The 22,721-nt window shown below is 34.2% G+C and carries 20 protein-coding genes; 13 read left to right on the top strand and 7 right to left on the bottom strand.

Features of this window, described 5'->3' with window-relative positions; genetic code table 11:
• The first annotated feature begins 212 nt into the window (after positions 1 to 212).
• Positions 213 to 1,631 (top strand): amidohydrolase family protein, encoded by a 1,419-nt coding sequence (locus DR980_RS05425; RefSeq protein WP_113634244.1) that lies wholly within the window; start codon positions 213 to 215, stop codon positions 1,629 to 1,631.
• Between the two features lie 90 nt (positions 1,632 to 1,721).
• Here the strand turns inward: DR980_RS05425 and DR980_RS05430 are convergent, their stop codons facing one another.
• Positions 1,722 to 4,190 carry a zinc-dependent metalloprotease gene (locus DR980_RS05430; protein WP_113634245.1) on the bottom strand — a complete coding sequence of 823 codons (2,469 nt, stop codon included), beginning with the start codon at positions 4,188 to 4,190 and terminating at the stop codon, positions 1,722 to 1,724.
• A 301-nt stretch (positions 4,191 to 4,491) separates the two neighbouring features.
• Between DR980_RS05430 and DR980_RS05435 the strand changes: the two genes are divergently transcribed.
• Positions 4,492 to 5,553, top strand: a complete 1,062-nt coding sequence (locus tag DR980_RS05435; protein ID WP_113634246.1) for an alkaline phosphatase D family protein — start codon at positions 4,492 to 4,494, stop codon at positions 5,551 to 5,553.
• A 100-nt stretch (positions 5,554 to 5,653) separates the two neighbouring features.
• Here DR980_RS05435 and DR980_RS05440 read toward each other — a convergent pair whose 3' ends face one another.
• The 3 genes from DR980_RS05440 to DR980_RS05450 all read right to left on the bottom strand — a co-directional run bounded on the left by DR980_RS05440 (position 5,654) and on the right by DR980_RS05450 (position 8,156).
• The gene (locus DR980_RS05440) at positions 5,654 to 6,208 is read right to left on the bottom strand and encodes a C40 family peptidase (RefSeq protein ID WP_113634247.1); all 555 of its coding nucleotides are present in this window, start codon (positions 6,206 to 6,208) and stop codon (positions 5,654 to 5,656) included.
• A 288-nt stretch (positions 6,209 to 6,496) separates the two neighbouring features.
• Positions 6,497 to 7,540, bottom strand: a complete 1,044-nt coding sequence (locus DR980_RS05445) for an RluA family pseudouridine synthase (RefSeq protein ID WP_113634248.1) — start codon at positions 7,538 to 7,540, stop codon at positions 6,497 to 6,499.
• Positions 7,530 to 8,156: a PASTA domain-containing protein gene (locus DR980_RS05450; protein ID WP_113634249.1), complete on the bottom strand. Its 627-nt coding sequence runs from the start codon at positions 8,154 to 8,156 to the stop codon at positions 7,530 to 7,532. The genes DR980_RS05445 and DR980_RS05450 overlap by 11 nt, the downstream gene beginning before the upstream one ends.
• A gap of 218 nt (positions 8,157 to 8,374) precedes the next feature.
• Between DR980_RS05450 and DR980_RS05455 the strand changes: the two genes are divergently transcribed.
• The 4 genes from DR980_RS05455 (at position 8,375) to DR980_RS05470 (ending at position 11,250) form a co-directional block, all read left to right on the top strand.
• Positions 8,375 to 9,349: a D-alanine--D-alanine ligase gene (locus DR980_RS05455; RefSeq protein WP_113634250.1), complete on the top strand. Its 975-nt coding sequence runs from the start codon at positions 8,375 to 8,377 to the stop codon at positions 9,347 to 9,349.
• 9 nt (positions 9,350 to 9,358) lie between these two features.
• Positions 9,359 to 10,051, top strand: a complete 693-nt coding sequence (locus tag DR980_RS05460) for a DUF421 domain-containing protein (RefSeq protein WP_113634251.1) — start codon at positions 9,359 to 9,361, stop codon at positions 10,049 to 10,051.
• Positions 10,052 to 10,091: 40 nt separating this feature from the next.
• Positions 10,092 to 10,547, top strand: a complete 456-nt coding sequence (gene coaD / locus DR980_RS05465) for a pantetheine-phosphate adenylyltransferase (RefSeq protein ID WP_113634252.1) — start codon at positions 10,092 to 10,094, stop codon at positions 10,545 to 10,547.
• 124 nt (positions 10,548 to 10,671) lie between these two features.
• Positions 10,672 to 11,250, top strand: coding sequence for a PhnA domain-containing protein (locus DR980_RS05470; protein ID WP_113634253.1), 579 nt, complete (start codon positions 10,672 to 10,674; stop codon positions 11,248 to 11,250).
• 140 nt (positions 11,251 to 11,390) lie between these two features.
• On the opposite strand, the gene DR980_RS05475 is transcribed toward DR980_RS05470, so the two are convergent.
• Positions 11,391 to 12,740 (bottom strand): DEAD/DEAH box helicase, encoded by a 1,350-nt coding sequence (locus tag DR980_RS05475; RefSeq protein WP_113634254.1) that lies wholly within the window; start codon positions 12,738 to 12,740, stop codon positions 11,391 to 11,393.
• Between the two features lie 157 nt (positions 12,741 to 12,897).
• Between DR980_RS05475 and DR980_RS05480 the strand changes: the two genes are divergently transcribed.
• Positions 12,898 to 14,628 carry a M14 family metallopeptidase gene (locus DR980_RS05480; RefSeq protein ID WP_113634255.1) on the top strand — a complete coding sequence of 577 codons (1,731 nt, stop codon included), beginning with the start codon at positions 12,898 to 12,900 and terminating at the stop codon, positions 14,626 to 14,628.
• Between the two features lie 58 nt (positions 14,629 to 14,686).
• On the opposite strand, the gene DR980_RS05485 is transcribed toward DR980_RS05480, so the two are convergent.
• The gene (locus DR980_RS05485; protein ID WP_113634256.1) at positions 14,687 to 15,286 is read right to left on the bottom strand and encodes an NUDIX hydrolase; all 600 of its coding nucleotides are present in this window, start codon (positions 15,284 to 15,286) and stop codon (positions 14,687 to 14,689) included.
• Between the two features lie 7 nt (positions 15,287 to 15,293).
• On the opposite strand from DR980_RS05485, the gene pyrE reads away from it, so the two are divergent.
• From pyrE to DR980_RS05510, 5 genes are all read left to right on the top strand, one after another.
• Positions 15,294 to 15,941 (top strand): orotate phosphoribosyltransferase, encoded by a 648-nt coding sequence (gene pyrE, locus DR980_RS05490; protein ID WP_113634257.1) that lies wholly within the window; start codon positions 15,294 to 15,296, stop codon positions 15,939 to 15,941.
• A 23-nt stretch (positions 15,942 to 15,964) separates the two neighbouring features.
• Positions 15,965 to 16,357, top strand: a complete 393-nt coding sequence (locus tag DR980_RS05495) for an SRPBCC family protein (RefSeq protein ID WP_113634258.1) — start codon at positions 15,965 to 15,967, stop codon at positions 16,355 to 16,357.
• Positions 16,358 to 16,590: 233 nt separating this feature from the next.
• On the top strand, positions 16,591 to 19,008 hold the full coding sequence (locus tag DR980_RS05500) for an ATP-binding cassette domain-containing protein (RefSeq protein ID WP_113634259.1): 2,418 nt from the start codon (positions 16,591 to 16,593) through the stop codon (positions 19,006 to 19,008).
• Between the two features lie 64 nt (positions 19,009 to 19,072).
• Positions 19,073 to 20,191, top strand: a complete 1,119-nt coding sequence (locus tag DR980_RS05505; protein WP_167400541.1) for an HlyD family efflux transporter periplasmic adaptor subunit — start codon at positions 19,073 to 19,075, stop codon at positions 20,189 to 20,191.
• Positions 20,192 to 20,196: 5 nt separating this feature from the next.
• Positions 20,197 to 21,513 (top strand): TolC family protein, encoded by a 1,317-nt coding sequence (locus DR980_RS05510; RefSeq protein WP_113634261.1) that lies wholly within the window; start codon positions 20,197 to 20,199, stop codon positions 21,511 to 21,513.
• Positions 21,514 to 21,523: 10 nt separating this feature from the next.
• Here DR980_RS05510 and DR980_RS05515 read toward each other — a convergent pair whose 3' ends face one another.
• Positions 21,524 to 22,252: a biotin--[acetyl-CoA-carboxylase] ligase gene (locus DR980_RS05515; protein ID WP_113634262.1), complete on the bottom strand. Its 729-nt coding sequence runs from the start codon at positions 22,250 to 22,252 to the stop codon at positions 21,524 to 21,526.
• A gap of 95 nt (positions 22,253 to 22,347) precedes the next feature.
• On the opposite strand from DR980_RS05515, the gene rsfS reads away from it, so the two are divergent.
• Positions 22,348 to 22,719 (top strand): ribosome silencing factor, encoded by a 372-nt coding sequence (gene rsfS, locus DR980_RS05520; protein WP_113634263.1) that lies wholly within the window; start codon positions 22,348 to 22,350, stop codon positions 22,717 to 22,719.
• Positions 22,720 to 22,721 lie beyond the last annotated feature (2 nt).

The raw sequence follows: 22,721 nt of genomic DNA on the forward strand, positions 1-22,721 counted from the left end.
CTGCAAAAATAAAACTTTTAACTCGTTTACCCAAACAGAAAGTGAAATTGCGTAAATTTGGCGAAAATTATCATTTTTTTTCATAAAACAAGCATTTAAATGCGACATCATTCGATTTAAATTTAAAAATAGCTTTGAATCAATATCTTTAAAATGGAATACCATTTTATGAAAATGACAAGCAGAACACTATCGACACAATTAAAAAACCTATGAAATTACTACATACTTTATTCTTCGCACTTCTTTTAAATGTCAGTTACTCGCAATCGACGAATCACTATTTTGAAAAGATTAGAAATAATGAAGCTGAATTAACTGCTTTCTTTTCACAAATGCCAAAAGGCGGCGATTTACACCACCACTTTTCCGGTTCGATTTACGCGGAGCCATTATTACAACGTGCGATTGCTGATGATTTTTATCTCAATATCGAAACGATGGATGTTTTAAAAGAAAAACCATCAACCGGAAACTGGGAATTATTTTCGACATTAAAAAGCAACGGAACATTAGACATTTACAAACAAAAAATCATGCAAAAATGGTCCGTAAAAGACTATAATTATGTGGATTATCCATCGGATAAATTGTTTTTTGAATCTTTTATGAAGTTTGAACCGACCATAAAAGGGAATTTTGGGCAGGGATTATTGGAACTAAAAAACAGAGCCATTTCAGAAAATGTCAGTTACATCGAAACGCAACTTTCTACGATTCCAACTACAATGAACACGGATAATTTGACGAAATTCAATTCCAGATTGCGAAAATTAGCTTTGGCAAAAGATGAAAAAGCAATTTTGAAAACATTGGATTCAATGTACAATTCCTTACTGAAAAAAGATGCTGAATCCTACGCCAAAACATTCAATACTAGTTTTGTAGCAAAAATGCACAACGATTTAAAAATTGATGATAAGCAATTTACGATGCGCTATCAAAATTTTGTTTTGCGTTTCATGGAACCTGTTGATTTATTCAAAAATCTGGTAATTGCATTCATTTCGGCAGATCAAAGTCCGCTAATGGCTGGAGTTAACATTGTGTCGCCGGAAGATGGCGAAACTTCAATGAAAGATTACTGGTTACACATGGTGATGTTTAAATATTGTCATTCTCGTTATCCAAATGTAAAATATACGATGCATGCCGGCGAGCTGACGCTTGGTTTAGTGCAACCCGAAGATTTGACTTGGCACATTGGCGCAGCCGTTTATACTGCAGGAGCTCATCGTATTGGTCACGGAGTTGATATGGCGTACGAGAAAGATTCGTATGATTTATTGCGTTATATGGCTAAGAAAACCATTCCTATCGAAATTAACTTAGTGAGTAACGAGTTTATTTTGAAAGTGAAAGAAAACCGTCATCCGCTGACTTTGTATAAACAGTTTGGCGTTCCCATCGTAATCAGTACCGATGATGCAGGGATTTTGCGTACGAATATGACCGAACAATACGTTTTGTTAGCCAAAAGATACAAAGACGTTTCCTATACGGATATCAAGCAATATGTGTACAACAGTATCAATTATAGTTTTATAAAAGAAGAATCTGTTAAAAAGCAATTAATAAAAGATTTAGATGCCAGATTCAAAACTTTCGAAGCGAATTTCCCTTTGAAATAATTGGTTTTCTTCAATCTAGATTTATTTTTTATAACACAAAAAATCCGCTACGAAAGCGGATTTTTTGGTGAAACAGAATTTACATTCTGATTATTTTGGATTTAAAATCAATTCAATTCTTTTAATCGCATCTTCATAATGGTACTTTGTTTCTGCATTTATAGCTCTGGTTTTAGATACTGATAAAGTGTTTTTTAAAGCACTCAACTCGCCTCTCACCAATCCTCTCAAGTCAGATTGAGCCACATTATAATAATCAGATGGACGACCGGATTTAATTTCTTCTTTCATCAAATACGCCATTCTTTCGATGTACGCCCGTTGCAAATTTCTTCTGTAAATCGTCACGTTTGATGGTAAACTAGCCTCTTTCCAAATTCCTTTGCGCATATCTCCCAATAAATTCAAGGCTTTATAATTAGTAGCTCCCATTATTTCTGCATCCATTAATCGACCTAGGCGTTCAAAACTCAATACACTATTCAAATGTCTGGCTTGTAAGTTTCGGAAACGTTCAGTGTACCCTGCATAATTTATGTTTTTTAATGTACTGACATTCACCAACCAAGTTGGAGAAGCAAATGCATTCGCTTGCAACCATTGCATCGCTTCTTGTTGTTTTACTTTTGGTACAATATCATAAATACTTCCTTTTTGATTTGGTTTTTTAGTCGCTTCATAAACGCCTCCAATATTGGTCACAACATGACCTACATACCTACTCCAGACGCCCACCATTTCTTCGTACAACTCCTCTAAATCATCATAATTATTAGTGATATCACTCGTCCACTCCGGTAAATGAGCCGCTACATATTGCAAGTTTTTAAGTCCGTACGAACCCGCTTTCATTGAATTATTTCCGATATCTTCTGTTTGCGAAGTCGGGTCAAAACTACTGCTTTGAGATCCAAATTTATAGATTGGATTTCCCGCTTTTTCCAAAATCCATTTGTCTAATGTGGGTACTTCAGCCTCTGGCGAAGTCATATTTGGAATGAATCTGTATCCCCAATTGGTAGCATAATGATCGTAAGGTCCCATTTGGCGAATGAAACGCACATTTTTATCTCCGGGTTGCGCAATGTAATTAAAACGGGCATAATCCATTAAACTCGCTGCGATTCCGTTTTTTTGAGTAAAAGCACCGTCTCTGTAATTTTCAGTGTCATACGCGCAACTTGCCCCCATATTGTGAGGAAAACCAAGAGCGTGTCCCACTTCATGCGCAATAACCATACGCATCATTTCGCCCATTTCCTCGTCGCTGGTATTCAAAGTTCTTGCCGAAGGATTTGCTGCTCCGGTTTCTAACAAATACCGATTTCTGTACGAACGCAAATGGTTGTGGTACCAAATAACATCACTTTCAATAATTTCTCCTGTTCTAGGATCTGAAACGCTTGGTCCAACTGCATTACGCGTTGTACTAGCCACATAACGAATCACCGAATACCGAATATCTTCCGGACTAAAATCAGGATCTTGTTCCTTTGTAGGTGCGTCCTTGGCGATAATCGCATTTTTAAATCCAGCAGTTTCAAACGGCTTTTGCCAATCTTCAATTCCTTGCTTGATGTACTTGCGTAATTTTTCAGGCGTGGCAGGATCTAAATAATAAACAATAGGTTTAATGGGTTCTACCAGTTCACCTTTTGCGTAAGCGATAGGATCTTTGGGTTCCAATTTCCAACGGCGTATGTACGTTTTACTGTCGGATTTTAATTCGTTGCTTCCATAATCAATTTGATTCATCGTAAACCAGCCCACTCGCGGATCTGCTAATCGGGGTTGCATTGGTTTTTCAGGCAATAAAATCATCGATTGATTCATTTGGATACTGATTGTTTCTGAATCTGCCTGAACGGGCGGTTTTGAAGCGTTATAGGTAAAATCCTGAATTACTTCAATATTCATTGGAAAACTTTTCATTGTATTGATAAAACTGCGGGATTCATCCAGTCCTTTTACCTTATACGTTTCTCTCATATCAGCCGATAAACCGCTAATTGATTTCACGTCGGTGGCATAAAATTTAGTCACATCAATTACCGTATTTGACGAATCTTTGCTGAACGCTACAATATCAAAAGCAAATAAAGTAGGCTCATAATTATTAGATTTTACCGAAATACTGATAGGTAAACTGTCATTAGCCACGGCACTGAATGACTTTAATTTAATCAGGATTTTATCTTGAAAACGCTCCCAAACAATCAATTGCTCGTTTGTTTCAGAACCGGCATTTACATATCCGCCGCCTAAATTAGCTGGAAGTTTAGCCAATCGACTGACCAAAAGCATGTCTTTATTCAAGTATTTATTGGGGATTTCGAAGAAATATTTTTTATCCACTTTATGAACCATAAATAATCCATCGTCAGAAACGGCATCTTTAGTGATTACCTTGCTATATTCCTTAATGGTGGCTTCCGGTTTCTTTTCCGGTGGCGGAACTACTGTAGCATTTTTATCTTTTTTCCTTTTGGATTGTGCAAATTGGGTGGTAGGCACAAGCATCGCCGCAGCAATTGCTGTTAAAATGAAAAATTTCTTCATTTAATGGTTATTTAGTGGTTAATCAATATCAAAAATATATTTTAGTGTCAGCAAATTGAATAGTATTCATTGGTTTAACTTTTAATTAACAAACGTTGATTACTTTTTAGGCGATTTTTTAATTCTAGCTCATATTTCGACTCATTTTAGTTACAACCCTTTTTTTATTACATTTGGAAATACATTTTTTTGGAATTTATACGAAGAATTGCAGTCGGCAATTAAATTAAATGGAAACTGGAAATTCTTTAGGGAACAACTTTTCTTTGTAGAGAAACTTTAAAACACTAAAAATTAAATTATGATTCTAAATAATCTCTTCAAAAAATCCGTACTATTTATAGCTATCCTACTAGTATCATTGAATAGTTTTTCGCAAAAAAACATCTCAAAAATTGCTTTCGGATCATGTTCGAACCAAAGTAATCCCTTACCTATTTTTGATGTTGTGGTAAAACACCAACCTGATTTATTTGTATTTCTAGGCGACAACATTTACGGAGATACAGACAATATGAATACGCTGCAATCTAAATACGATCGATTAGCGGCTAAACCTACTTTTCAAAATTTGAAAAAAAATGTACCTATTATTGCTATTTGGGACGATCACGATTACGGACAAAATGATGCGGGTCGGCATTATCCCAAAAAAGCGGAATCTAAAGAACTATTCTTGAAATTTTTTGATGAACCTGCAGCTTCCGAAAGACGTAAGCATTGCGGAATATACACGTCCTATATGTATGAAAACAAAGGTAAAAAAGTACAAATTATCTTGTTAGACAACCGCACTTTCAGAGATAATTACAAGAAATATAACGACGAAGTTAAGGATGATAAGCGGTATTTCTACTCTTTGGATTATGCGCCAATACAAAACCCCGACTCGACCTATTTAGGAGCTGCTCAATGGAAATGGCTGGAAGCAGAATTGCAAAAACCCGCTGATGTCAGACTGATTGGTTCAGGATCGCAATTTGGAATTGAATACAACGGTTACGAAGGCTGGGCTAATTTTCCGCTGGAGCAAAAAAGATTCTTAAACCTTATCAAGAAAACGAAGGCAAACTGTGTTTTGTTTTTAACGGGTGACGTGCATTATGGGGAAATCTCTAAACTTGCGGAACCCGGGCTGTATCCTATTTACGACTTTACCTCAAGCGGACTTTCCTCTACTTGGCATTTTGCAACACCCAACAAAAATAGAATTGAAGGCCCTATTATGGAAAACCATTTTGGTTTATTAACGATAGACTGGAAAAAGAAAATCCCACAAATAAAAATGGAAATTTGGGATGTTAATGACAATCAACGTGCAGAATACACGATTGGGTTGGATGAAATTAGTTTTAAGAAATAGCAGTTTTGCGAGAATAAATTATTATCAAACCTACATATTTAGTTTTAATTAAAATTATTTACTTAAAGTTAATAATTCCTGAATTTCAAAAAAAATTTATCTACAAAACACGTATCGCTTTTACAAATCTACGTGTATAACCAGGCTTTTTTAAACTGGTTATCACCACTTTCATTTCACGACCTGAGGTAGAATGAATAAAATCACTTTCCATTCCTTTTGGATTTGTTACAATGCCCATATGGCCGATAACATTTCTGGTAGGACTCAAAAACAACAGAATATCACCTTTTTTCACATCGGAAATTGGGATTTCTTTACCAAAATTCTCAAATTGCGACGAGCTGCGTGGAACCTTAATTTTAAAATTATTATATACATAATAAACAAATCCGGAACAGTCGAAACCATTCTTACTACAGCCAGCTGCTACATAAGGTGTTCCTAATAATCCCATTCCAAAATTGACAATGTTGTCTCCCAAATACGTGTTATTGTCAATTGGATCTACCAAGGTATCTTTGACAATAGTTTCATTTTTTTGGGATGAAAACCCACCCGTTTTAGATGAAACATACGCAATACTGCCTAAAACAAGTACCGATAAACCAATAAACAGTGTCAATTTCATGGTATTTATATTTTTAAATTTCATAGTGACAAAATTAAATTAGCATCCTTTAAGTTTATATGATGGGAATCCCTGTCTCTGTATTTCATAATTGAAACAGTAAGATTATGGAATCCCAAAAAGTTCACGTTTACAAATCTAACTAATTTATATCATTTGAAATGAAAACGAAGGTAAAAGCCCAAAAGCTAAAAGGCAAACAATAAACATACCAAAAAACCTATAGTATAATAATCTTTGTGTGCCTTTATATACAAGTAATACAAATTACTTTCCACAAAAAAAGCCCCAATTTCGGGGCTTTTCATATTTTTATTCATCTACTTCGTCTGTACCATGGGATTTAGAATAGCCTCTCCATTTCTCGATGCAATCCTGCAAATCCTGCGGAAGTTCCGTATCAAAACGCATCATCTCACCGGTTGTAGGATGCACAAAACCCAATGTTTTAGCGTGTAAAGCCTGTCTTGGCAATGCTTTGAAACAGTTGTCAATAAACTGCTTGTATTTTGTAAACGTAGTTCCTTTTAAAATCAAATGACCGCCATAACGCTCGTCATTAAATAAAGGATGTCCTATGTGTTTTAAATGCGCACGAATCTGATGTGTTCTTCCAGTTTCCAGTTGACACGAAATCAACGTAACGTATCCAAAACGTTCCAATACTTTGTAATGCGTCACGGCAGGTTTCCCTATTTCGGGATCAGCAAAAACCGCCATTTGCATGCGATCTTTCAAGTGTCTTGCTAAGTTTCCTTCAATCGTTCCTTTATCAGCCACTACATTTCCCCAAACTAAAGCGACATACTCTCTTTCGGACGTTTTCGCTTCAAATTGTTTGGCCAGATGCGTCATCGCCGCTTCCGTTTTGGCAATCACCAATAAACCCGAAGTGTCTTTATCAATTCGATGCACTAATCCGGGACGTTCGCTGCTGTTCATTGGCAAATTATCAAAATGATACGCCAACGCATGCACTAAAGTTCCGGTATAATTACCGTGACCGGGATGCACCACCATTCCTGGCAATTTGTTTATCAACAACAATGTTTCATCTTCGTAAACAATATCAAGCGGAATATTCTCCGGAATAATATGATTTTCATAAGGAGGATGCGTAAGCATAACGCGAACCACATCATTGGCTTTTACCTTGTAATTTGACTTTACTGTAGCGTCGTTTACAAAAATATTCCCTTCGGTAGCTGCAGTTTGTATTTTGTTGCGAGTCGCATTTTGAATAAGGCTCATCAAGTATTTATCAATTCGCAAGGACGCTTGGCCTTTAGGAACTTCAAACCTGAAATGTTCAAATAACTCGTCTTCTAAATCTATTGTATCTATATTATTGTTCATCAACTGGTATTTCTTCTTCTATTGGTGCTACAAGCGTATCGGCAGCATTTTCCTCTTCTTCGTAACTCATTTTTCCGTCTCCTAAAACCAAATCAATTTTGGATGATTTCAAGACTCTGTCCCCTGCTTTCAGATTTCTTCCTTTGAAACGCATTTCCAAAACCATGTCTTTTCCAAGATTTGGAACATACGTAACCGATCCTTCTTCAAGTCCTAAAGCTTTCAAAGTCGGTACCGCTTCACGATATGTTTTATTCACTAAATCAGGAATTCGAACAGATGAAAATCCTGAAGTATTTATTTTTATATATATTTTTCGTCCTACTTTTACCTTTGTGCCCGGGGTTGGATCTTGCTCTACCACACTGTATTGCGGAAAATCACTTCTATAATCTACACTATCCAAAAGCACATAATCTAAATCCAACTCGTCCAGCTTTTCTTCCACTTGCTCTTCAGTCAATTTACTCAAATTGGGAACTTCAATTTCATGTCCATGATCTGTTGTAAAAGTCAACCAATGCATAAACAAATAGCCCAAAGCAGCAATAATGGCAATTGCAATTAATACTTGTACAAAAAAGACACGGCTGGTAAGATACTTACGTAAACTCATAAATTTATTTTTATATGCGGCAAAGATAAAGCTATTTCGTTCCAAAAAAAATGATAATTTTGTTTAATGCTTTTTGGAGCTATTTCCCGCTATTCGTTGCAATCTTTTTATCCGCCGAAAAGGCTGATAAAAAGGATTTCCACTACTATCGGGGCTAGAATCTAGTGTTAAAATCACCTTATTATTTATTCGAACAACTAAGAACAAAACGATACAAAATGAAAAACATTGCCATCATCATGGGCGGATATTCCAGCGAGTATAAAATCTCACTCATCAGCGGAAACGTCGTATATCAATTTCTGGACAAAACGAAATACAACGGATTCCGAATCCATATTTTTAAAGAAAAATGGGTTTATGTTGATGCTAACGACTCCGAATTCCCTATTGATAAAAATGATTTTTCAGTAACTGTTGATGGTAACAAAATCACTTTCGACTGTGTTTTCAACGCCATTCACGGAACTCCCGGCGAAGATGGATTGATGCAGGCGTACTTCGAATTATTGCATATTCCACAAACATCTTGCGATTATTACCAAGCGGCTTTAACGTTCAACAAACGTGATTTATTATCGGTTTTAAAACCATACGGCATAAAAACCGCCACTTCCTATTACTTAAACAAAGGCGATTTGATCAATACGGACGAAATTGTCGCTAAAGTAGGTTTGCCTTGTTTTGTGAAACCCAATAAAGCCGGTTCCAGTTTTGGAATTTCAAAAGTTAAAACTGCTGCCGAATTGCCAATCGCAATAGAAGTTGCTTACAAAGAAGACAACGAAATCATCATCGAAAGTTTCCTGGATGGTACCGAAGTTTCTGTTGGAGTCATCAATTACAAAGGAAAAGTAACCGTTTTACCGATAACTGAAATAGTTTCTGACAATGATTTCTTCGATTACGAAGCCAAATATTTAGGTAAATCACAAGAAATCACACCGGCAAGAATTTCAGATGAAATGACACAAAAAGTGAGCGAAATAGCCAAACGTGCTTACGAGGTCCTCAAAATGAAAGGTTTCTCCCGAAGCGAATTTATATTGGTAAACGGAGAACCACACATGTTGGAAATGAACACCATTCCAGGATTAACAACGGAAAGTTTGATTCCGCAACAAGCCAAAGCCGCCGGAATTTCATTAGAAGATTTATTTACTAATGCGATAGAATTGGCATTAAATAACTAACTTTTCATTATGACAGAAATCTTTGAATGGAACCGATTATTATACAATGATTTACCAGAATCCTTTCTTTTAGAAGTTATTTTCCGTTCCACCATAATGTTTACAGTTTTACTATTGACATTAAAAGTGGCTGGAAAACGTGGCGTAAAACAATTATCGGTATTTGAAACAGTCATCATAATTGCTTTGGGATCAGCAGCCGGAGATCCTATGTTTTATGAAGAAGTTGGAATCATTCCACCCATAACCGTATTTCTTGTCATTATCCTTTTGTACCGATTAGTAACTTGGCTCACCGGAAAAAGTAAACGATTTGAGGAGTTTATAGAAGGAAAAACCGAATGCATCATCAGCGAAGGAAAATTTTCAATTGCTACCTTTAAAAAAGAAAGTCTGGCTCAAGATGAATTCTTTTCAGAACTCCGTTTGAAATCAATAGAGCATTTAGGACAGGTAAAAAATGCCTTTATGGAAACCAGTGGCGAAATCAGTGTTTTCTACTATGAAGACCACGATGTTCAACCAGGATTACCAATTTTACCTTTTTTATTTAAACTCAAAAGTAAAACGATTCCAGCAGAAGGTATTTATTCCTGCACCTTTTGTGGCAATACGGAAAGTCACAAACAAGGAAATGCACTGTGCAGCGTTTGTGCAAAATCGGAATGGGTCCAAGCCATACAAACACTTCGAAAAACCTAATTGAACAAAACATAAGCTCGATTTAATTATATCTTATACAATGAGAAAAGCCATATTTCCGGGATCTTTTGACCCAATCACTTTAGGACATGAAGACATCATCAAAAGAAGCATTCCTTTATTTGATGAAATCGTAATTGCCATTGGTATCAATGCTGAAAAAAAATACATGTTTTCGCTGGAAGACAGAAAGCGTTTTATTGAAGAAACCTTCAAAAACGAACCGAAAATTTCTGTAATTACTTACGAGGGTTTGACTACTGAACTTTGTAAAAAATTGAAAGCAGACTTTATCCTGCGTGGTTTACGCAATCCAGCCGATTTCGAATTTGAAAAAGCAATCGCCCACACCAATCGCCGTTTATCAAAAATAGAAACCGTGTTTTTATTGACCGCAGCAAAAACTTCTTATATCAGTTCCAGCATCGTCAGAGATGTAATCCGCAATGGAGGGCAATATGAAATGCTCGTTCCAGATGCAGTTCGAGTGAAATAGTGATTAGTATTCAGTGGTCAGTCGCAGTTTTCGGTCATTAACTGTAGATTAAAACTAAACAACAATAAAATTTGTGGAAAGCGCTGTTAAGCCGTACTTTCACCAAAAATAAAAGCCATTAAACATGAGTATAGAAAGAGAATTAAGTAAACGCAGCGGATCTAAATGTGAACTTTGTGGTGCAACAGAAAACCTAAAAGTGTATGAAGTACTTCCTACAAAAAAAGGTGGAGTAGATGAAAGCATCATGGCTTGCAGTACTTGTATTGATCAAATGGAAAATGCAGGACATGAGGATTTAAACCACTGGAGATGTTTGAATGACAGTATGTGGAGCGAACATATTCCAGTACAAGTTGTTTCTTGGAGAATGTTAAGCCGTTTACCTAAAAATGGTTGGCCTCAAGAATTGTTGGAGCAAATGTATTTTGATGAAGATACTTTAGCATGGGCTCAGGCAACTGGTGAAGGAGAAGATGATGAAAATAAAATTATACACCGTGACAGCAACGGAGTGATTCTTGAAATTGGAGATTCAGTCGTTTTAATCAAAGATTTGAAAGTAAAAGGTTCCAGCATGGTGGCCAAACAAGGAACTGCAGTGCGTAACATCAGACTAGATCATGAAAACGCCGAATATATTGAAGGAAAAGTTGACGGCCAAACTATTGTAATTATTACACAATACGTTAAGAAAATATAGTTTACAGTGATCAGTGATCGGAAAAAAGAGTGATCAGTGACTTTCTTAATAACAAAAAATCGTTAACAGTAATCAAATTTACTGTTAACGATTTTTTTATTGGTATAATGTTTTTTTTACTGCTCACTAGAAACTGAAAACTAATTTTCCTCTTCTTTCTTAATTACTTTTCGGGCAACTTCGATTTTAAATTTCTTGCCTTTCATTTTCTCGTCTTTAATGGCCTGCAATAAATCTTTTACTTTGTTGAATTTCACAGCAGCAAAAGAGATAAAATCTTTCACTTCGATCAATCCTAAATCTCCTTTTTCTAATTTCCCTTTTTGAGAAAAGAAACCTACAATATCAATTTTATTTAGTTTATTTTTCTTTCCACCACTGATATAAATGGTTTGAAATTCAGGTGGTTTTGGTAATGAAGTGGAGTTTTCAACTTTCAAATCTTCCATTCCATAATCGATGTAATCCATTTTTTTCTCACTTTCATGAGCAATAATATAAGCAGTTCCAGAAGCTAACATACGTGCTGTACGTCCGTTTCTATGGGTGAATTCGTCTTCTTTCGATGGCAAATGATAATGAATAACATGATTCATTTCAGGAATATCAAGTCCACGAGCCGCCAAATCAGTTGTGATTAAATAGCTCACACTTCCGTTTCTAAACTGGATTAGCGCGCGTTCTCTTTCGTCCTGATCCATTCCGCCGTGATAATAAGTGGCATAAATTCCTTTTTCGTTCAACGTATCGCTGATACGTTCTGCAGCATCACGATGGTTACAAAAAACAATAGCCGACTGTGATTTCAACGAACAAATCAAGTTGAACAAACTTCCTATTTTGTCTTTCTCTTTGGAAACGACCATTTTCATGGAAAGATTCGTTTCTGCTACGTTTTCTGGAATAAAATCCAAAATCGTTGGGTTCACGACTCTTGTATATCTAGGAATCTCAATATCAGAAGTGGCCGAAACCAAAACGCGTTTGTTCAGTTTTGTTAATTTCCCAATGATAAATGACATTTGCTCATGGAAACCCAATTGCAAGGATTTATCGAATTCATCCAAAATCAAGGTTTGAATTTTATCCACTCGGAAAGTTCCTCTGTCGATATGATCGGCAATTCTTCCCGGAGTTCCAATTAAAACTGCTGGAGGATTGCTTAAATTCTTGATTTCAGTATCAATGGAATGCCCGCCGTAACATACATTTACTTTATAATCAGTTCCCATTTTTTTCCAAACCTGCTCAATCTGCAATCCTAATTCACGTGATGGAACTAAAATCAAACATTGAACCGATTGAATTTCAGGCTGCAACATTTCTAAAATAGGCAATAAAAAAGCCAATGTTTTCCCGGAACCTGTTGGCGAAAGCAATAAAACATTATTGTCATTCAGAATAGCATCTTGTGCTACTTCCTGCATTTCATTCAGGCTTTCAATGCCTAAATTCAAAAGTATATTGTTGGAATGGTGTTTCTTATTCATTTTTTCAATTTGGTGCAAAGGTAATTTTTAATTGTGAGTTATGAATTTTGAATTATCAAATTTCATTCTTTTTCAATCGGAAAATTCCTTTTAGTACATTCATTTCTACAGTTATCTAAAAAAAGCTACATTTGAAATTCAATTTAAAAACCGAAATATGAGAGTTTTCACATTCCTTTTTTTACTATTCTCCATCAGTTCATTTGCACAAAAAACGAATAAATACGATACTTTTTTCGAAAAAGGCAATGGCAATCAATCAGCGTCTTATCAAGAAACAATTGCTTATTACAAACTTTTGGCAGATGATTTTCCTACTATCGAAATGCAAAAAATGGGATTGACAGACAGCGGTGAACCGTTGCACATGGTAGTTTTTAATCCTGAAAAGCAATATAACTTTGGAATTATCCAAAAAAACAAAGCGGTAATTTTGCTTAACAACGGAATTCACGCAGGTGAACCGGATGGAATTGACGCTTCGATGCAATTGTTTAGAGATTTAGCTTTAGGCAAAATAAAAGCTCCTAAAAACACGGTTATTGTTTATATTCCAGTGTATAATATTGGCGGTGCATTAAACAGAAATTCCACTTCAAGAGCCAATCAGGACGGACCGGAAATCTATGGCTTTCGTGGCAATGCGAGAAACTATGATTTGAATCGGGATTTTATTAAATCAGATACAAGAAATACGAAAAGTTTTGTGGAAATTTTCCATAAAATAAATGCCGATGTTTTTATTGACAATCACGTTAGCAACGGCGCGGATTACCAATACAAACTCACCTACATTATGACGCAACATAACAAATTGGGAACTGTTTTAGGAGATTTTTTAAATACTGAAATGATGCCTGCTTTGGTCAAAGATTTGCAAAAAAAGAATATCGAAACTACGCCTTATGTCAATGCTTTTCAGGACACACCGGATAAAGGTTTTGGGCAATTTTTTGAAAGTCCACGATTTGCAACAGGATATACTTCATTGTTCAATACAATCGGATTTGTAGTGGAAACGCACATGCTGAAAAAATATGCCGATCGCGTGAAAGTGACTTATGAATACATGCGCTCAGCAATTGATTTTACGGATGCTAATTACAAAAAAATCAAACAACTGCGTTCAAAAAATGAAGAGCAGTACCAACCAAAGAAATCGTATACGATTAAGTGGGAAATAGACAGTACCAAAACGGTTCCTTTTTCATTTTTAGGTTATGAAGCCAGTTACAAAAAAAGTGATGTCACATCAGGAAATCGCTTGTTTTACGACCGTACAAAACCATTTAAAAAAGACATTCCGTACAGCAAGGAATTCAAATCCGTAAAAGAGATAATTATTCCGGAAGCGTATATCATTCCAAGGGGATTTTGGCCAGTAATCGATTTATTAAAAAGTAATACGATTACTTATACCCAACTAAAAAAAGACACCATAATTGAAGTCGAAAGCTACAGAATTGCAGATTTCAAAACGACAAATTCCGCATACGAAGGCCATTATTTGCACCGAAACACTTCGGTAACTTCTAAAATGGAGAAAGTGGCTTTCGCCAAAGGAGATTACGTAATTCCCACTCAACAAAAAGGAATCAAATATTTATTGGAAACATTAGAACCGGAAGCAATCGATTCTTTTTTCAACTGGAACTTTTTCGACACGATGTTACAACAAAAAGAAGGCTATTCTGATTATGTTTTTGAAGATTCAGCAACACAGATTTTAAAAGAAAATCCAAAATTAAAAGCTGAATTTGATTTGAAAAAACAAAGTGATGTGAATTTCATCAATAATCCGGAAGCCCAACTCGACTGGATTTACAAAAATTCGGCTTATTATGAAAAGGCACACTTACAATATCCAGTCTATCGTTTATTGAAATAAAAATTCCTATTTCAAAGAAATGCCCCCAAGTAGTTTTCACTTTTTGGGGGCATTTTATTTATATAATCTTCTCTTCTTCGAACAATAATTTTATGTTTTCGTAGGAGTTTTTCAAAGCTTCCTTGATTTGTTCCGGATTCATCCACGCCACTTTATCGATTCCTTCATCTAATTGCCCTTGAGGCGTTCCTTCAAAATCAGATTGCATTTCGAACCAGTGCGTGATTTTTAATTTGTACTTACCATTTCGTCTAAAAACATGATACGTTTTTTGAAGTTTATGCGAAATTGACAAGCCATTTACGCCAGTCTCCTCCTCTACCTCTCGCATGGCTGTATTCTCAATTTCCTCGCCTTTTTCGATTCCGCCCTTGGGCAAATCCCATTTTCCATTTCTAAAAATGAATAAAACTTCCCCTTTTTTATTGTAAACCAAGCCACCTCCCGCTTTGCAAACTGGGATTTTAGCTTTTAAAGTCTTCATAATCAAGCTTTCGTCAGGATGATACAGATAGGCTTTATTAATTTTATTTTGAAAGATTTTAACTATAAGTTGCTCTATGTCAATACTTTCTAATAGAAATAATTGAAAATCTGTCTCCTTAGAGATGTGATTTGTCAAAAAAAGTGGTTTGTCGTTAACAAAAACTTTATACATTTGTACTATGATTTTTAATAAAGATACAGCCGAAAAAACAGCCGAATTTCTTTTGCAAATAAATGCAATTAAATTGAATCCAAGAAATCCTTTTACATGGGCTTCTGGATGGAAATCGCCTATTTATTGTGACAACCGATTAATCCTCTCATTTCCAGCCGTAAGAAATTATGTCCGGGATGAATTTTCCAAGAATATTGAGAAGCAATTTGGTAAACCAGATGTTATTGCCGGTGTTGCCACTGGAGCAATAGGAATTGGTATGCTGGTAGCGGAAAGTATGGGATTACCGTTTGTATATGTTCGCCCTGAACCAAAGAAACACGGGAGACAAAATCAAGTGGAAGGTTTTTTACAAAAAGGACAAAATGTAGTTGTTGTAGAAGATTTAATAAGTACAGGAAACAGCAGTTTACTTGCTGTAGAAGCCTTGCGCGAAGCTGGTGCCAATGTCAAAGGCATGGCTGCAATCTTTACATACGGTTTTGACGTAGCTGAACAGAATTTTAAAAGCGCACATTTGGATTTATTTACTCTGAGTAATTATCAAAATTTATTGAATTTGGCTGTTGCCAAAAGATATATAACTGAGGACGAAGAACAGACTCTACGAGAATGGAATGTGAGTCCGTCCACATGGACAATTGAAGTTTAAACAATTAATAAAAAATAAAAACAATGAACTTAGAAAGTCCTAAAGTTACTGTTCAAAAATCAGCTCAAGAATTATTTGATTTATTGAGTGATGTGAAAAATTTTGAAAAATTAATGCCAGAAAACATTGCTAAATTTGAAGTTATTGGTGACGATGCTTTCATTTTTGGACTAAAAGGGATGCCGGAAATAAAGTTAAAAATGAAAGAAAAAGTAGCTCCCTCCAAAATAGTTTTGGGTGCAGCAAGCGACAAACTTCCATTTACATTGGTAGCAAATATAGATGCTGTTTCTGAAACTTCAAGTGATGTAAAACTTGATTTTGAAGGTGATTTCAATCCTATGATGGCCATGATGATAAAAGGTCCAATTGGAAAATTTATCGAAACTTTAGCAAGCAACATGAACAAATTGTAAAAACTATTTTAAATAGTAACAATAAGATAATGCAGTGAAGTCTTTTGGTGAAAACTAAGAGACTTTTTTTATACATAAAAGGCAACAAATGTCATTTTATCGTCTTTTTGGGTTCTTTATGGAAAAAAATTATATTACTCATTTAATGTTAGTAAATTACTGATTATTAAATAGTTAATAATAATTTAAACTCTAGTTAGCCCCATAGCAAGAGATAAAAAATCAAATGATCCATGCCAATTACTGATCCCCAATTAAAGAGCAACGATTGCGGAATTAGCGCAATTAAAACTATTTTTAATATTTATGAAAGGAAAATTTCTCGAAAATATATCGAGCAAAATGTTCCATTGGAAGAAAAAGGATCACGGATTTCGGATATCAAAAATTTTTTGAATTCAAATGGCTTTAAAGCGAAGTTTAAATTATTTGACATTAATTACATTACAGGAAATGAAGCTAATCTACAAGCGTTATTCCCATTTATTCTTCCTATAGAAAATAAAAATGGTTTGCATTATGTGGTTGTTAACGAATTAAAAAACAAACAACTCAAAATATACGATCCTAGCAAGGGCAGTCAATACTTTTTGTCCTTGCAAGAAATAAAACGAAAAGCACATTTCAACAAAAATCATTGGGATCTAACAGATACCGAAGATAAAATAGTAACAATTTGCACCCAAGATTTAGCAGAATACCATATTAATTATAAAAATGCTTTACAAGAAAACGGTCACGCTTTACTGTTTAACAAACTCACCTATTTCAAATACCTAAAAGAAAGTTTTGGTTTTAAAGACTCCGAAGCCGAAAGAAATTTTATAAAAGATTTATTGAAAAATCAGGAAATTTCTGCGATTCCCAATAGCTTTAAAATACTGGAATTTGAAAAGGGAAAAATAAAAAACAATTCACCACTTATCCTTGTTGTCAAAGAAGAAACACAGGAAATAGAACCACAACAGTCCATTCCAGAGGAAGACAGCCACAGTTTATATTGGCAATTATTCAATCAATTAGGCGAATATAAAAATCTTTGGTACATCTATATTTTTGCTGCTTTATTTTCAGCAGCAACAGCACAAATTGCCGTTTTCACCAATCAGATTATGATTGATAATGTATTACCGACCTATAATTTGAACACGCTGGTATTGTTTGCAATCGGTCTTGGGATTTATAAAATTTTTGACATTTTCACCACGGTTTATAAAAACTTTGTGGGAATTCATTTAGGCAATGCTTTGGATAAATATTTCTTGTTTTCTTTCGATAACAAAATCAATAATTCGTCCCTATCCTATATTCATTCTTATAAAAAAGGGGATTTAATGGAGCGCGTAAGTGATTCGTTGAAACTAAAAAGCTTTTTTATGAAGTTTTTTACTAACATATTAGTGGATGTCAGTGTATCAATTTACTCCTTATGTATTTTATTTTTTATAGATAAAACTCTGACTTTAATTGTTTTGGGAGTAATGATTTTGTTTTTCCTTTGGTTCAAATTCATAACTCCGTATTTGAAACAAAATGAAAGACTGCGCTATATTCGGAAAGCCGATTTTCTTTCTAAAATGATGGAGAAAGTAGATGGAATACAGGTTATCAAAAGTTTCCGAATAGAGCGGTTTCATTCGAACAAAATATTTGTAAGCATAAATGAATACTTGAAAATCCAACTTAGAAACGGCTATATCGATTTACTGAATAAGATTGTTGTTGCACTGATAGTCATTGTTTCCACGATTTTTATCATTTTATTTCTGACCAAATCTGCGATTGAAACTCAAATCATTACTCTTGGTCAAATCGTGACTTTTATAGCGCTCTCTTCGAAGATATTTTCGTCTTTGAAAGGCATTTTAGATGATAACTTGACTCTTCAGGAAAATGAAGTAATCCTGAAAAGGTATTTGGATTTTGATGAACAAACAAAAAAAGTCTGTAAAAAAGGAATTCAGGATTTCAGCATTGAAAAAATTGAATTTCAGAATTTGAATTACGGCTATTTACCCGATGAATTTGTACTGAAAGACATTAATTTAAAAATTCGAAAAGGTGAAAAAATTAAGATTGAAGGACAAAATGGTTCTGGAAAATCAACTTTCAGTAAAGTTTTAACCACACTTTATCATCCCAATTCCGGTTCTATTTTGATCAACGAAAGAGAAAAGAAATTTTATAATGACGATAAAATGCGGGACAAAATACTATTGGTCACCAATGAGGACACGTTGTTCAACGATACTATTCAAAACAATATCATTCTGGGAAAAGAAATTTCAGTCGAGGCAATTTTGGACATGGCAAAACAAATCAACTTTTATGATTTTATAGCTTCAAAAGACGACGGATTGAATTTTATCATCAACGAAAACGGGAAAAATCTTTCTACAGGACAACGAAAAAAAATCCTTTTGCTTCGCGCTTTATTTTCTCAGGCTGAACTCATTATTTTGGATGAAGTGTTATCTGGAATGGATATAGAATCGAGGAATAAGATAGAAACAATGATTGATGAAGATGACACAAAAACCTACATCATCATCTCGCATGAACCAATAACCAATATCAATTTTTCTAAAAAATATAAAATAGCAAATGGAGAACTCTTTATATTACAACACGAAGTCAATCCGATTTATTAAAATTCTAAATCGGATTTTAGTGGCGTTTCTTCTCATTACTATCATTTTGATTTTTACTATAAAGATGAATGATACAGTAAGTTTTAAAGAAGGACAAATCTTTTCTGACACGCCACAACTAAAAATAAATGCACCAAATGAAGCCAAAGTAATTAAGGTTTTGGTAAAAGAAGGTCAGGAAATCAAAAAAGGAGATACTCTTTTCTTATTGGAAAATAAAAAAACAAAATCAGATTTTGAGATTTTGAATATTGGCGTAGCTGGGATGAAACACAAAATAAACATCATTCATAAATTGATTCAGAATACGAGAAATCGCAAAAACTCTTTGAAACAACTCTTACACATACAATCTAATATTTACCAAACGGATCGCAGAAAAGCAGAACAAGAAATTAGTTCCCTGAATAATAAAATCAATTTATCATCACAACAAAGTTCGATTTTGACGGATAAATTTCAAACCGATTCTGTGCTTTATGCCAAAGGCGCCATTTCGAAATATGAATTGACCGAAACGAAAAACAGGAATCTGGATGACAAAAAAGGACAAATTGATATCACGTCGACTTATGAAGTAAAAAATTATGATTTTGAAAACTTATCTAACAATTATCAGAAAACAAATAATGATCTACTTCGGAATATAATTGATGTGGAAAATCAAATCCATAATTATCAGCAAGATATTGTGGAACTCGAAACGCTCATTAAAGATGGAAAATCAAACCTAATTTACATTACGGACGAATTGGGGAAATTGCTTGTTGTATCCCCCATTGATGGCACTATTTCGAATCTTTTCAACTCCAGACAAAACCTTGAAATTGTAAATAAGGGTGAAATACTGACCATTATCGCACCCAAAAAAGAAGCGTTTTATGCCAAAGTAATTTTAGATGAAAAAGACCTTGCATATATCAAAAAAGGTCAGGAAATAAACCTAAAACTGGATGCATATAACTATTACCGTTTTGGTGCAGTCAAAGGAAAAATCACATACGTTTCCCCTTCCGATGTGGATAAAACCTTTTATTGTTTAGCCACAATCAAAAAATACAACTCTAATATTAATCTCAAAGCAGGATACAAACTAAAAGGAGAAGTGATTATTGAAAAAATGAAACTGTACCAATATATCATGAAAAAATTATTCAATAAAATTGATAATAATTTGAATTAAAAGTTATGAAAACCAGGCTTTTTCAAATAGTGCTGCTGTTACTTTCCAATGCAATCTTTGGACAGGAACTCTTGTCATTTAACTCCTGTCTCGAATTAGCCTTAGAAAATAATTTGGCCCTGAAAAACGCACTTTTATCTAAAGAAATAAGCAACTATAAATACAAATCCAGCTATGGCAAACTTCTGCCATCGATAAACGGAGCAGTTGAAAAGAAACAATCTTGGGGCAGGGAAATTGATCCGGATACTAATTTATTTGTCAATAAAAAAATTGAAAATTATTCTGGGGATATTGACGCTGAATATAATTTGTTCGCCGGTTTTTCCACAATCAATACTATAAAATCAGCGAAAAAGGATGTTCAGATCAATGAAGTAAATATTCAAAAAATTGAGAATGAAATCACAATTGATTTGGCACAGAAATTCATTACCATTTTATATTTACAAGAAATTATTTTGTCCAATCAAGAACAAATAAAAGCGAGCGAAAAACAATTGGAATTAGCTATTTTAAAGTTTGAATCGGGCGTTATAAGTGAAAGTGAGGTTTTCAAAATAAAATCTCAAAAAGCTACAGAAGAATTAAATCTGTTAACAAATCAGAATCATTTAACGGATAATTTCATCAGTTTAAAGCAATTGATGAATATCTCTTTGGAGAACGAAATTATCTTAATAAAGCCAAATTTAGAATTCTATAAAAATCCGGAAATAAATGAAAATCAATATTTTTTGACTAATAATGCGGTAGCAATTCATCCATCCTATTTGATGCGTGTCCTAAATGAACAAAAAATGCGAAACGAAATTTCAATATCTAAATCAGCCTTATATCCTTCATTGAATATGCGTTTTTCAATAGGTTCAAATTACATTATAAAAGATCCTCAAGTTACATTTGATGAGCAATTTAACGCTAATTTATCCAAAGCACTTCGATTCAACTTAACTATTCCAATTTTCAACCAGTTTGAAAATTTTTTAAGAATTAAAACCAGCAAACTCAATTACAGCCAATCCAAAATAGAAACACAAATTGAGCAAAATCGTCTTTCTAAAGAAATTTTAAAAGTAATAACAGACACCAAAACATCCATTAAAAAAAATGAATCAGCGGCAATAGCATTTGAATTTTCAAAAAAAAGCTATGAAGCCGATGTATTAAAATTTGGATTAGGTAAAATAAATATCAACGAGTTAAACCTGACAAAGATGAATTTTAATAATTCACAAGCAGAATTAATACAAGCAAAATATGAATTGCTGTTCAATAATGCTTTAATTAAATTTTATTTAGGAGAAAAATTTGTTTTGTAGATGCTCCAAATCAATACAACATCTTGATTTCCTTAATATCAAATTCTGAAATACTATCATCTTCCCTAAGAACCTGAAGTTTACCTATCGCAGAAACTCCTTGAATAATTCCCATAAAATTACCCTTATTTTGGTCTGAAAAAGGCATTGGCAAACCCTTTTTGTATAAATTATCGATGTATTTAGTCCATAAGATAGTGGGATGCTGTTTCCACAACCCAATATTTTTTTCAATTGTGCTGCCTATTTCAAAAAGAAGTGCTTCTTTATCGAATTCTTTACCACAAATAACAGCCAAAGAAGAGGCTTTTGGCAAATTTTCAAAATCAGTTTGATTCACATTGAGTCCTAAACCGACAATAGAAAGGATTGTCCCGTCACTTTTAATAGTATTTTCAATCAGAATGCCACCTATTTTTTTATTGTATGACATTATGTCGTTAGGCCATTTTATACTAAGATTCGGAATATTAATGGATTCTAAAACCTCAATTACAGCAAGCGAAACAGCAATATTAAGATTGAATATCTGACAAATATCCGACAGAAAATCCTTTACCAAAATACTCATTATTAAGTTTTTACTTGCCTCAGAGGCCCAAATGGCACCCATTTGCCCCTTACCTTTCGTTTGAGTCTCCGCAGTAACAACCGTAAAGTTTTCAAGCTCTTGTTTGTTCGATAGCCCTTTAAGGAACTCGTTTGTTGAATCTATGGCATCGAGTTTGATAACTTTCATATACGTTTATTTGTGAAACAGAATTTAATATTGTGTTAAGGTTCAAAAATAATCACAAAAAATGGTAACTTTACAAACTTATATAAAAATAATTCATGGCGAAAAAGACTATAAATAATGATGACCTATTGGCGAACATCATTAAGGGAATAGAAGAAGTAAAAGGAAATGACATTACCATCCTTGATTTAAGAGAAATAGACACGGCAGTTTGCGACTATTTTGTCATTTGTAACGGTAATTCAAATACACAAGTTAACGCCATAGTAAACTCTATCCAAAAAACAGTTTCTAAAGAATTGAAAGACAAGCCTTGGCATGTTGAAGGTACTGACAACGCAGAATGGGTTTTGATGGATTATGTTAATATAGTAGTTCATGTATTTCAAAAACACATCCGCGAATACTACAACATCGAAAGTTTATGGGGCGATGCTAAAATAACAACCATAGAAAACAAATACTAAAG

The organism is Flavobacterium psychrolimnae, from assembly GCF_003312425.1.
Lineage (GTDB): Bacteria > Bacteroidota > Bacteroidia > Flavobacteriales > Flavobacteriaceae > Flavobacterium > Flavobacterium psychrolimnae.

Bases quoted from the DNA above. Each gene is read 5' to 3' on its own strand.
- DR980_RS05495 (WP_113634258.1), top strand. From the start codon at position 15,965: ATGAACTTAGAAAGTCCTAAAGTTACTGTTCAAAAATCAGCTCAAGAA.
- DR980_RS05455 (WP_113634250.1), top strand. From the start codon at position 8,375: ATGAAAAACATTGCCATCATCATGGGCGGATATTCCAGCGAGTATAAA.
- DR980_RS05435 (WP_113634246.1), top strand. From the start codon at position 4,492: ATGATTCTAAATAATCTCTTCAAAAAATCCGTACTATTTATAGCTATC.
- DR980_RS05440 (WP_113634247.1), bottom strand. From the start codon at position 6,208: ATGAAATTTAAAAATATAAATACCATGAAATTGACACTGTTTATTGGT.
- DR980_RS05470 (WP_113634253.1), top strand. From the start codon at position 10,672: ATGAGTATAGAAAGAGAATTAAGTAAACGCAGCGGATCTAAATGTGAA.
- pyrE (WP_113634257.1), top strand. From the start codon at position 15,294: ATGATTTTTAATAAAGATACAGCCGAAAAAACAGCCGAATTTCTTTTG.
- rsfS (WP_113634263.1), top strand. From the start codon at position 22,348: ATGGCGAAAAAGACTATAAATAATGATGACCTATTGGCGAACATCATT.
- coaD (WP_113634252.1), top strand. From the start codon at position 10,092: ATGAGAAAAGCCATATTTCCGGGATCTTTTGACCCAATCACTTTAGGA.
- DR980_RS05500 (WP_113634259.1), top strand. From the start codon at position 16,591: ATGCCAATTACTGATCCCCAATTAAAGAGCAACGATTGCGGAATTAGC.
- DR980_RS05480 (WP_113634255.1), top strand. From the start codon at position 12,898: ATGAGAGTTTTCACATTCCTTTTTTTACTATTCTCCATCAGTTCATTT.
- DR980_RS05445 (WP_113634248.1), bottom strand. From the start codon at position 7,540: ATGAACAATAATATAGATACAATAGATTTAGAAGACGAGTTATTTGAA.
- DR980_RS05475 (WP_113634254.1), bottom strand. From the start codon at position 12,740: ATGAATAAGAAACACCATTCCAACAATATACTTTTGAATTTAGGCATT.
- DR980_RS05515 (WP_113634262.1), bottom strand. From the start codon at position 22,252: ATGAAAGTTATCAAACTCGATGCCATAGATTCAACAAACGAGTTCCTT.
- DR980_RS05425 (WP_113634244.1), top strand. From the start codon at position 213: ATGAAATTACTACATACTTTATTCTTCGCACTTCTTTTAAATGTCAGT.
- DR980_RS05505 (WP_167400541.1), top strand. From the start codon at position 19,073: ATGAATGATACAGTAAGTTTTAAAGAAGGACAAATCTTTTCTGACACG.
- DR980_RS05460 (WP_113634251.1), top strand. From the start codon at position 9,359: ATGACAGAAATCTTTGAATGGAACCGATTATTATACAATGATTTACCA.
- DR980_RS05485 (WP_113634256.1), bottom strand. From the start codon at position 15,286: ATGTATAAAGTTTTTGTTAACGACAAACCACTTTTTTTGACAAATCAC.
- DR980_RS05450 (WP_113634249.1), bottom strand. From the start codon at position 8,156: ATGAGTTTACGTAAGTATCTTACCAGCCGTGTCTTTTTTGTACAAGTA.
- DR980_RS05510 (WP_113634261.1), top strand. From the start codon at position 20,197: ATGAAAACCAGGCTTTTTCAAATAGTGCTGCTGTTACTTTCCAATGCA.
- DR980_RS05430 (WP_113634245.1), bottom strand. From the start codon at position 4,190: ATGAAGAAATTTTTCATTTTAACAGCAATTGCTGCGGCGATGCTTGTG.